Genomic DNA, 9,893 nt, shown 5'->3' on the forward strand with positions numbered 1-9,893 from the left:
TTCCTATCCTTTCAAGCTCATATAACGCTGGTAACGGTAACGTAGAAATAACCAACGAAAACCATTATCCAAAAGGGTTCCGGCCCAAATACCGGGCAAGCCCCAACCAAGCACAATCCCCATCAGATATCCTGTTCCAATGCGGATACACCACATTCCTATACTTGTCGCATAAAAGGGAAGCCGAGCATTGCCCAAACCCTGCCAGACTGCTGTATAGATGACTGTTCCTATCGTCATAGGAGTACCAAGTAGTGAAAAAAGTGTCACTAGCACACTAGCCTCCACCGCTAGAGAATCAGTCGTATAGAGATGAGTTAGTGGTATACCCAAGGCATAGACACTAAGCGTCAAGGGCAACATGAGAAGCAGAGAAAGCCAAAAGGTTTGCTTGCTCAAATTAGCTACTCTTTCCCAATTATCCTCTCCAACTGCTCGAGCTACCAGCATGACCGTTGCAGTAGCGACGCCAAAGGCAGGCATATAGTTAAACTGGGTCAAGACTTCTCCGACTGCATTTCCAGCCACCGCCTCCGTTCCAAAAGAAACAACCAAGGCAATGATCACGACATCTCCAGCCCTCATCATGAGCCTCTCTCCAGCTGCTGGCAACGCTAAGGTCAATAGTTCCTTATCTAAACCAAAAGTCGGTTTCTCAAAAGGCAACTTTAATTGCGACCATAAAATCACAAGACCTACCAAACGAGACAGAATTGTCCCCCAAGCAACACCAGCTATCCCCATATCCAGAACAAAAATAGCTAGACTTGAAAAAAGAATATTCAAGGCATTGGATAAAAAACTAACATAGAGAGGCAGACGTGGATTATGCGTTGCACGAATCAAGGCTCCCAGACTAGTCATTAAACCTAAGAGAACAATCGATCCGCCTACCAAAGATAGGTAGAGTCCACCACTCTCAGCTACATCTCTCTCCGTCCCCAAAAGTCCTATCATCTCTTTCCCAGCGAAGATGGACAAAAATCCTAAAAGGAAACTTAATAGTAAGGTAATCTTCAATGCCTCAGTCACATGATAGGCTAGCATAGATTGATCCTTCTGCCCCAAATTTTTTGAAATAACACTGGAAATAGCAGCTCCCAGAGCGATGAAAATCGCCTGATAAATCGTGATAATATTGCCAGCTACTGATACACCCGAAATAGCTATCAAGCCCAAGTGGGCTACCAAGTAACTATCCACCATCCCCATGAGCATCTGCAAAAAGTTTTCGCCCATAGCTGGCAAGGCAATATTAAGAATGTCTTTATTTTTCTTAAACAATCCTTCCTCCTGATGAAAAGAAACTCAGTTGGTTTCCCAACCGAGTTTACTCCCTCTGTCTTAAAGTCCTAGATAAGCCTCAACCGCTGCTTGCATATCAGCAGCTGCCACTGTTGTCTTGTGACGAACAGGAGCTGTTTCAAGCCCGTCAACTGCTGGTGGCACTGCAACTCCTGAAATATCATGTAATTGAGCCAAGGCTTCAAAGTCAGTCAAGCCTACTTTACCTGTTACAGCTTCTACTGCAACCACTGGGAACTTGTATGGACTCGCTGTTGAAGCAATCACTGTCTTAGTCACATCGCCAGTAGCCGCTTGGTATTTCTTATAAACTGCCGAGGCAACCGCCGTATGTGGATCCTCGATATAAGAATCTGCCTCATAAATACGCTTGATTTCTGCTGCCGTTTCTTCCTCAGTCGCATATTCAGCTGCAAAGAGGTCAAGAATCTCTGTATCAAAATTAGTCAACTCATATTGACCTTGGCTATTCAAAGCATTCATGAGTTCAGCTGTCTTAACCGCATCATTACCCAAAAGATGGAAAATCAAACGCTCCAAGTTTGAAGATACCAAGATATCCATAGATGGGCTAGTTGTCACCTTAAACTCACGTTTCTTATCGTAAACACGTGTCTTGAAGAAGTCTGTCAAAACATTGTTGTCATTTGAAGCACAGATCAATTTACCAACTGGAAGACCGATTTGTTTAGCATAAAAGGCAGCCAAGATATTTCCAAAGTTTCCTGTTGGTACTGTGAAGTTGACCTTATCACCAGCCACAATCTCACCAGTCTTAACTAACTGAGCATAGGCATAAACATAATAAACAATCTGTGGCACCAAACGACCAATATTCATAGAGTTTGCAGATGAAAATTGCAACTTGTTAGCCGCTAATCTTTCACGAAGAACTACGTCGTTAAACATATGCTTCACATTTGTTTGCGCATCGTCAAAGTTACCATCAATAGCGATAACATGAGTATTGTCGCCAGTCTGAGTGGTCATTTGCAACTCTTGTACCTTGCTGACACCATCCTTTGGATAAAAGACGATAATCTCAGTACCAGGTACATCCGCAAATCCTGCCATAGCAGCTTTCCCCGTGTCACCAGATGTCGCTGTCAAGATGACAATCTTGTTCTCCAAACCATGTTTCTTAGCAGCTGTTGTCATAAAGTATGGCAAAATAGACAAGGCCATATCCTTAAAGGCAATTGTTGAACCATGGAAAAGTTCCAAGTTATATTGTCCGTCTAATTTCACTAATGGCGCGATAGCAGGAGTATCAAATTTGCTATCGTAGGCATTGTTGATACAGTAATCCAACTCCTCAGCTGTAAAGTCATCTAAAAATGCCGACAAAACTAACTTAGCAACTTCCTGATAAGAAGCATCTTTCAATTTGTCAAAGTCCAAATCTACCTTTGGATAAGTAAGCGGTGTAAACAAACCACCGTCCGTCGCCAAACCTTGCAAAATAGCTTGACTAGCAGTTACTGTATTGTTGGCATCACGCGTTGATTGATAAACTAATGTCATTACTCTCTATCCTTTATCTATAGTCTCATCCATTATATCATGATTTTTCAGAAAATTCTCCTTTTATAAGAGAAATTATAGGCTCAATTCTTCTTTCAAAGGCTGTAAGTAGGTCATTTCTTGCTTATTTCTCATCTCCAGTCCTTCCTCAGCTAGCAGGAGTAAGTCTTTGGAAATTTCAATAATCGCAGTCTCTTCCTCATCTGTAAGCTTCTTCTTAGAAAATTGTCGTCTTAAAAACTTATAATTTTGCCCAAATTCTTTAAAGAAAGGAGCTGCTTCTAAGTAAGCTTCTAACTTATCTAAATTAACCAACAATCCTAAGTGAAAAGCTGCAGAAGCGAAGGTTCTCTCTAGAGGTTGAGTACACACACTACGAAACTCAACTGTTCCGCGAGTCGTTAAGTCTTGGTACTGATAACTACGATGAGTTTCAAAATCTTTCTCTTGAGGGGAAATAAGAACTTCTTCCCCATTAAGTGCATATGCTTGGATTTCAGTTGTAGCCAAATAGTCCCTAGCCTGAATCGGATAAAAATAATAGGTTTGTCCATCACGTTCCGCAGTAAAAATTGAAGAATGATCTAGATAATCAAAAAAATCATCCTCATCTTTAAAGAGTCTAGGATTGACACCAACGTTCTCTGGATAGATACCATGCATCGATTCTTCCCAGAAAATATCCCTTGAAATTTTCGTATCCCAATCCGCACCTGTAAACTCAGAGTTTGCAAATAAATAAGCCTTAACTGCTTCAATTTGGGTAAAAGCATTAATCACTCGTAAGTAGTTAGACTTTGAAACATCCAACTGAACCTGACTCCCACAAATAAACGCTCCGTATTCAGGGAATTGATGTAAGTCTGATTTAGTCACATTTCTACTTAAATTCAAATAGTCCATCAGCATGCGATACCGTGGGAAAGCCACTGGACAATTCTCATTTTTATCCCAGTTGGGATGAATACCACAGCCGACAATAGCATGATTTGATTCAGCTAACTTCTTCTGGATTACTTCCATATAAATACTAAAACGTTCTTCAACCTCTTGTATCGTTTCAGCCTTACCAAATGCAAACTCAATCGTAGTATAGGAAACTTCAAATAAAATAGTATCCTGACTTACTGGGTCCACTAACTGAATAGGAGTCCCAAAATCATCTACCTTTTCGACAGTAAAATCCAAAGCAGAAACTAAATATCGGAATAAGTACTTGATAACTTCAACATCTGTAGCATCCCCTTCCAAGTTTACAACAGGATATTCCAGCTCAATCCCGACAAACAATTCAGGATTTTCTTTAATATTTTTTAAATACCGATGTTTTAATAAATCGATAGAACGAGACATACTTCCCTACACTTTCATAATCTAAATAAAATTTGAATAACTATTATTATACCAAAAATAATATAAAAAGGAACGAAGATTTACAACGTTCCTTAACTCTATACTATACCGGCGGCCGGGGTCGAACCGGCACGTCCTTGCGGACACTGGATTTTGAGTCTAATATTATTAGTTTTAAATCTCAGAAATATTGATTTTATAAGCTTTTTTTCCATAATATTTTTTAAAACTTAGTATCACTTCCAAAGTTTAGATACTTTTTAGTAACTATAAAATGCTAGAAAGTATACTCCTTATTAAAAAGAGTTTTGGACTAGTTTTGTGCAATTTTATTACCCATATCCGTAATAAGAGAGGCTAAATTAATTGTCTTTAATGATTGTAGAAATTGGTTGTGAATATCATTAGACACATAACCAGCTAGCAAAATATGCTCAGCCATGTCATATTGCTTAATCAAGAGAATCTTATCATGTTTTTCATTAAATAAAATCGCACTAATTGCTGTATTAAAGACTGGAAAACGAAAACTCGCACATTGTGAACAATAAGGAATATCTCCCTCATCTTTTAAAAATTTTTTCTCCAAAGGATGCCCACATTCGGGACAACAAGTCATTGTTTTGTCAAATATAGAAACCTCTTTTTTAAAGTTCTTAAAAGTAATTTTACCAGTAAAATCGAGACCACGCAAGACATTGAAATAAATCAAGACTTTTTTTAAAATTTATCTTATGATATACTAAACTTATCAGCTATTGGTTCTGAAAAAGTGTCTGCCACAGTTTTACTACAAATTCTCATGACTTGTGCCAAGATTTATAAAAAACGGATAGCTATAATAGCTCTTAGAGCAAAAACATGACATATAGGAGGTTAAAGACATGTCATACTTTTATCTTTTTATCGCCATTGTAGGAGAGATATTGGGAACTAACCTTTTGAAATTATCAGACGGTTTTACAAAGCCTATTCCAACCGTTTCTGCCCTACTTAGCTATGGCGTTTGTTTCTATTTCTTATCACTAGCAATGCAAAAAATTCCTTTAGGAATAGCTTATGCAACATGGTCAGCTGTCGGTTTAGTTTTGACAGCCTCTATCGCAGTAATGATTTTCAAAGAAACACTAAATGTTTATAGCATTATCGGTTTAATTTTGATTATCATTGGTGTTGTCATGGTTAACTTATTAGGAAATGCAGGACATTAATAAAACCGGCTCTATACTATTTGTAGTGGGTAAATCCCCTATGGATATTATGGAGCCTATTTTGTTGTAGAAAAAAAGTTCCATAAGAACTATAATGAAAAGCTAGAATTCTGTCAATATTTTGGACACATTTTGGGAGGGAATTTTGAAGACTAGCGTCCTCCTAATTTTCCCAATAAGTTTTAACTTCTTCAAAAATCTTATTCAAAAGTTCTGCATCTTTTTCTGACAACTGATTTTTTTCTATAACTCTATCTTTTAGTTCTGTTGCCTTTATTTTATTTCTTGCCACCGAAACTGCTATTGAATGTTTCAAAATATCAAACTCATCCTTTGAAAAGTTTGCAATATTGGTAAGATCTAATTGTTCTAGAGGTAAACTACTGATAATTGAATAAGGTTTTTGTCCCAGCAAATAATCTGTAGTAGTCCCAAAGATATTTGCTAATTTCACAACGAATTCTAATCCTGGTTCTAACGTTCCATTCTCCCACCGAGAATATGTCCCTTGTTGAACTCCAATTAATTCCGATATTTGTACTTGAGTTAACTTTTTTGATTTTCTGAGAGTTTTTAACCTCTCTGAAAATTTATAATCCTCTGTATACATAATTCTCCTATAGATATTCTTATTCGTATATTTTAGCTTGACAAAATATTCTAAACGGTATAAAATAGAATTATTCCATAAGGAATATTTATTTTGAGATTGAATATTCCATTGAGAATATTATAGCATAAAAGGAGGTAAAAGCGTATGTAACTAGTAGTCGATTTAAAAAATTTTAATAAAGGAGGTAGGATTCGACAAAATAAAAAATCTTGAAACAAATGTGCCGTTCGTTCCAAGATCAAAACATATTATGTAACAATTATACCACAGAAAACTCTTCAGTTGCACAAGAAAATTTCGGAGGTTTCACAAAAAGATGACCAATAAAGAGTTAGTCAATCAAATTTCTGGCCTAAACTCTACCTCTACTCTTAAAAATTGGATTCAACTGATTAAAGAGATAAGTGGCAAGGAATTTAAGAAAATTAAAGTTCCTATCAGTAGAAATCCCAGAACTCATCAATTAAGTTATACAGTTGCCTATGATTTTACAGACGAAGACCTTAGACAATTTCAAAAGTTAGCTAAACTAAAACTTGAAATAGGTCTAAAAGAGGCTATACAAGCCGTATTTGGGAGTCTAGCAGACAATGAACATGAATCCCTAAACCAAGTAATAGATGAGCTCTACGATGAACTGAGCGCCTTAAAACAGGAATTTAAGCGAGAAATGCGACTGATAAAAATTGAGAATTCCAACCTAAAAAAGAAAATCCAAGATATTGAAGAGTCGATGCAAACCGGCTTACTAGGGTTTGTTAACAAGAGGTCAAAAAATAGGTTCGGCTAATAGCGAGTTTTCGGCTGAGCCATGAGGCAGAAAGCCGAAAATGAGCGTAGATGCGGACGGACCATTTTTGACCGATAGGGTGTGTAGTAACACCACCCTCTGCAAGTTAGGTGTACCATCGAAAGAATTCAGTATTTCCAAGGGTTTCGGAGATTTTAAGGGTGGCAAAATTAAGCAAAAAGTTGAATCAAAATCTATGGCAAAAAATGAACATTTACGTTCTGTATTTGACTGGATTCAAATTCAGTTTGATAAGACTGAATTTTCGCCAAGAGAAATAATCGAAGACATTCTATTTCTTGACTATGACCTATTTATTGAGAATAAAGGGAGCCTTAAATACTATAACTATGATAGCCAGCTTCATTATGGGAATATCCGTATCTACTATGGAGCGAAAGAGTCGTCCTACATGCTTGTCATGTCAGGACAGGCACTCGAGTTCTATAGAGATATGGTATTAGATCCAAATAGTCTGTCCGAAAGACAGTTTTTGAACAACCTCTACTACAATTACAATCATTTTTCAGTAAGACGAATTGATATTGCAATAGATGATTTTAATGAAACACCCTATTTCACTCCTAATCAGCTTCTAAAGATTTGTCAGAAGAAACGCTTTATATATGGAAAAAGCACCTACTACAATACCTACGGAGATGAAACAATCGGCCAGACCTTATATTTGAGAAAACCCAATGATGACGAAAGACTTAGAATTTACGATAAACGCTTAGAACGAGCTGAGAAGCTCGGTATCAGCAAGCGGTATATAGAAAATTGGATAAGAACTGAGTTAGAACTTAGGAAAGAAAAAGCTCACTACTTCATTCAAGAATGGTTGCATTCAGAAATAGATCTTCTCAACTTTACCAAGGGATATCTCAAAGAAAAAGTGAGGTTCTATAGTGATAGCTATTTCTCAAAACCTTTGAGATCTTGGGAAAAGTTTTTAGGCCATTCAAAACCCGTCTCTATCATTATTTCAAAATCAAAAACAGAACTAGAACAAAAATTAGAATGGTTTACCTATAAAGGTTCAGGAGCTATTCTAAAAGCGTATAAATTTCTATACGACAATAACTTACTGCATGAGTATGAGAAAGCTAACTATCTCGCACTCAACAATATGGAATATCCACCAGATTTAGCAAGTGGATTAATAGAAAGAGCAATACTCTTTAAACGAGAGGATTTGATCCCTACAATCAAAGAAAATATTAAAAGGAGAAATTAACTATGGCAAAAATGCTTTCACAAAATGACTGGAATTTTAATAACATTGGAACAAAATTTGAATTGGATGAAGTCATTCCAAAATTTGAAACGGAAGTCCGAGCAGATGCAAACGGAGAAATTATCAAAAACCGAGATGGTAGCGAAAGACGTTTTAATACCGATAAAATCATTGGTTGGAAATACAATGTAACAATCAAGGATGGACAATTCAAAAAGAAATCAACCCAAGTCTCAGTAGACAATCCAGATGCCTTGGTTGATAATGACTATATCCAAGCAATGGATGAAGTACCAGTTACATTTGACAATTTACAAGCTACTATGATTAGCACGACAATGTATTACAAGGCTGATGCTATCCATTTAGTAGATGTAAAACAAAAATAAGTAAAATACAAGGGGAGTTAATCCTCCCCTTAGTTAATCTAATTAGAAAAGGAGATCACATGATTAAAACTGTAACAAAAGATGACCTTATCGAACTTGGATTTGCTCCAGGAACTGCAAGAAAGATTATCCATACCGGCAAATTACTATTAGTGAATCGTGGTTTTAACATCTACGATAACAAAAGGATTGGTACAATTCCAGCCAGTGTCGCAGAAGAACTATTAGGAATTGAACTCCAGAAAGAAGCGTAGCTTATGGCTTTACGCAAAAGTAGAGACGGAACTTGGATTGTTGATGTTTCCAATGGTATAAATCCAATATCTCTAAAACAACGTAGAATTGTAAGAAAAGGATTCAAAACTAAAAAAGAAGCATTGGAGGCCGAACAATACTTACGAAGTGTCGAACTTAAAGAAAAAAGTTTCAACTCAAAAATATCAATTGATATCCTTTATGATCTCTTAAAAGAAGAGGATAGAATAAACAACAGAAAACAAAGCTATATAGATACACAAGAAAACAACTATAACAGGCATATAAAAAACTATTTTGAAAAAGTTGATGATGTAGCTAAATTAACTTATGAAGATATCTATCAATTCAGAGAACATCTAAGAGATAAAAATACTCAAAACTCAGAAAAGAAGCTAAGTCCAAACACTATTAATAAAATTATAATTTTACTAAAGAAAATTCTGGATGTTGGATTAAGAAAGGGATTTTACAAGGAACATCCCGTAGGATTACTGAAAAAATTACCCATAGAAAAAGTAAAATTAAATTTCTGGACAGTAAAAGAATTTAAGCATTTCTTAACACTATTTAGCAACGATGAATACAATATAAAATTACTATTCACAGTTCTATTTTTTACTGGTCTAAGACTCGGAGAAGCTCTTGCTCTAACGTGGAAGGACATAGAGTTTTCTACAAATACAATCCATGTAAGTAAATCAATATACGTTAAAAAAGTGAAGAACACATTAGTAGTACAAAGACAAAAGCTGGAACCCGAAGAATCATCATGAACACCAAACTAGTGGAGACACTAGAAGAATGGAGGCAAACACAGCATGAAAGATTAAAAGAATTTACAACCAACCTAGATGATCTACAGATATTTCAAAATAGCCCGATTACGATAACTAAGGATTCAATCGAAAAACAATATAAAAAAATATTACAAAGAGATAGTTCTTTAAAAAAAATAAGAATTCATGACTTCAGGCATTCACATGCTTCCCTACTAATAAACCAAGGAGAAGATTATCTTGTCGTAAAAGAAAGATTAGGACATGCTTCTATAACTACAACAATAGATACATACTCTCATTTGTATCCAAGCAAGCAACAAAAATTAGCGGATAAATTAGATGATTTGTTATAAAACTAGTAATTTTAAGTAACTCAGCGTTACAAATTCAACAAATAAAAGAAAAAGACAAGGTCCGAAAACCTTGTCTTTAAT

The 9,893-nt window shown here is 36.0% G+C and carries 10 protein-coding genes and 1 pseudogene; 6 read left to right on the top strand and 5 right to left on the bottom strand.

Features of this window, described 5'->3' with window-relative positions:
• Positions 1-3 precede the first annotated feature (3 nt).
• The 4 genes from O3599_RS03130 to O3599_RS03145 form a co-directional block, all read right to left on the bottom strand.
• The gene (locus O3599_RS03130) at positions 4-1,284 is read right to left on the bottom strand and encodes an MATE family efflux transporter (protein WP_020903673.1); all 1,281 of its coding nucleotides are present in this window, start codon (positions 1,282-1,284) and stop codon (positions 4-6) included.
• 60 nt (positions 1,285-1,344) lie between these two features.
• On the bottom strand, positions 1,345-2,829 hold the full coding sequence (gene thrC, locus O3599_RS03135) for a threonine synthase (protein WP_371511955.1): 1,485 nt from the start codon (positions 2,827-2,829) through the stop codon (positions 1,345-1,347).
• A gap of 75 nt (positions 2,830-2,904) precedes the next feature.
• Positions 2,905-4,182 carry a gamma-glutamylcysteine synthetase gene (locus tag O3599_RS03140; RefSeq protein WP_371511957.1) on the bottom strand — a complete coding sequence of 426 codons (1,278 nt, stop codon included), beginning with the start codon at positions 4,180-4,182 and terminating at the stop codon, positions 2,905-2,907.
• 313 nt (positions 4,183-4,495) lie between these two features.
• A complete protein-coding gene (locus O3599_RS03145; RefSeq protein WP_045616577.1) occupies positions 4,496-4,894 on the bottom strand; it encodes a hypothetical protein in 399 nt (132 codons plus the stop codon).
• Between the two features lie 172 nt (positions 4,895-5,066).
• Between O3599_RS03145 and O3599_RS03150 the strand changes: the two genes are divergently transcribed.
• On the top strand, positions 5,067-5,393 hold the full coding sequence (locus O3599_RS03150; RefSeq protein ID WP_009732038.1) for a multidrug efflux SMR transporter: 327 nt from the start codon (positions 5,067-5,069) through the stop codon (positions 5,391-5,393).
• Between the two features lie 163 nt (positions 5,394-5,556).
• On the opposite strand, the gene O3599_RS03155 is transcribed toward O3599_RS03150, so the two are convergent.
• Positions 5,557-6,003 carry a helix-turn-helix transcriptional regulator gene (locus O3599_RS03155; RefSeq protein ID WP_000287814.1) on the bottom strand — a complete coding sequence of 149 codons (447 nt, stop codon included), beginning with the start codon at positions 6,001-6,003 and terminating at the stop codon, positions 5,557-5,559.
• Between the two features lie 319 nt (positions 6,004-6,322).
• Here O3599_RS03155 and O3599_RS03160 point away from each other — a divergent pair, with 319 nt between their 5' ends.
• The 5 genes and pseudogenes from O3599_RS03160 to O3599_RS03180 all read left to right on the top strand — a co-directional run bounded on the left by O3599_RS03160 (position 6,323) and on the right by O3599_RS03180 (position 9,812).
• Entirely contained in the window at positions 6,323-6,796 is a 474-nt protein-coding gene (locus O3599_RS03160; RefSeq protein ID WP_000182279.1) for a hypothetical protein, read from the top strand.
• 40 nt (positions 6,797-6,836) lie between these two features.
• Positions 6,837-8,033, top strand: coding sequence for a replication initiation factor domain-containing protein (locus tag O3599_RS03165; protein ID WP_045616578.1), 1,197 nt, complete (start codon positions 6,837-6,839; stop codon positions 8,031-8,033).
• Between the two features lie 2 nt (positions 8,034-8,035).
• Positions 8,036-8,422, top strand: a complete 387-nt coding sequence (locus O3599_RS03170) for a hypothetical protein (protein WP_001096843.1) — start codon at positions 8,036-8,038, stop codon at positions 8,420-8,422.
• 59 nt (positions 8,423-8,481) lie between these two features.
• Positions 8,482-8,676 (top strand): DUF3173 domain-containing protein, encoded by a 195-nt coding sequence (locus O3599_RS03175; protein WP_000598356.1) that lies wholly within the window; start codon positions 8,482-8,484, stop codon positions 8,674-8,676.
• A 3-nt stretch (positions 8,677-8,679) separates the two neighbouring features.
• A pseudogene (locus O3599_RS03180) lies at positions 8,680-9,812 on the top strand (tyrosine-type recombinase/integrase).
• Positions 9,813-9,893: the final 81 nt, after the last annotated feature.

Source organism: Streptococcus sp. 27098_8_103 (assembly GCF_041432345.1).
In the GTDB taxonomy this organism is placed as follows: Bacteria; Bacillota; Bacilli; order Lactobacillales; family Streptococcaceae; genus Streptococcus; species Streptococcus mitis_BV.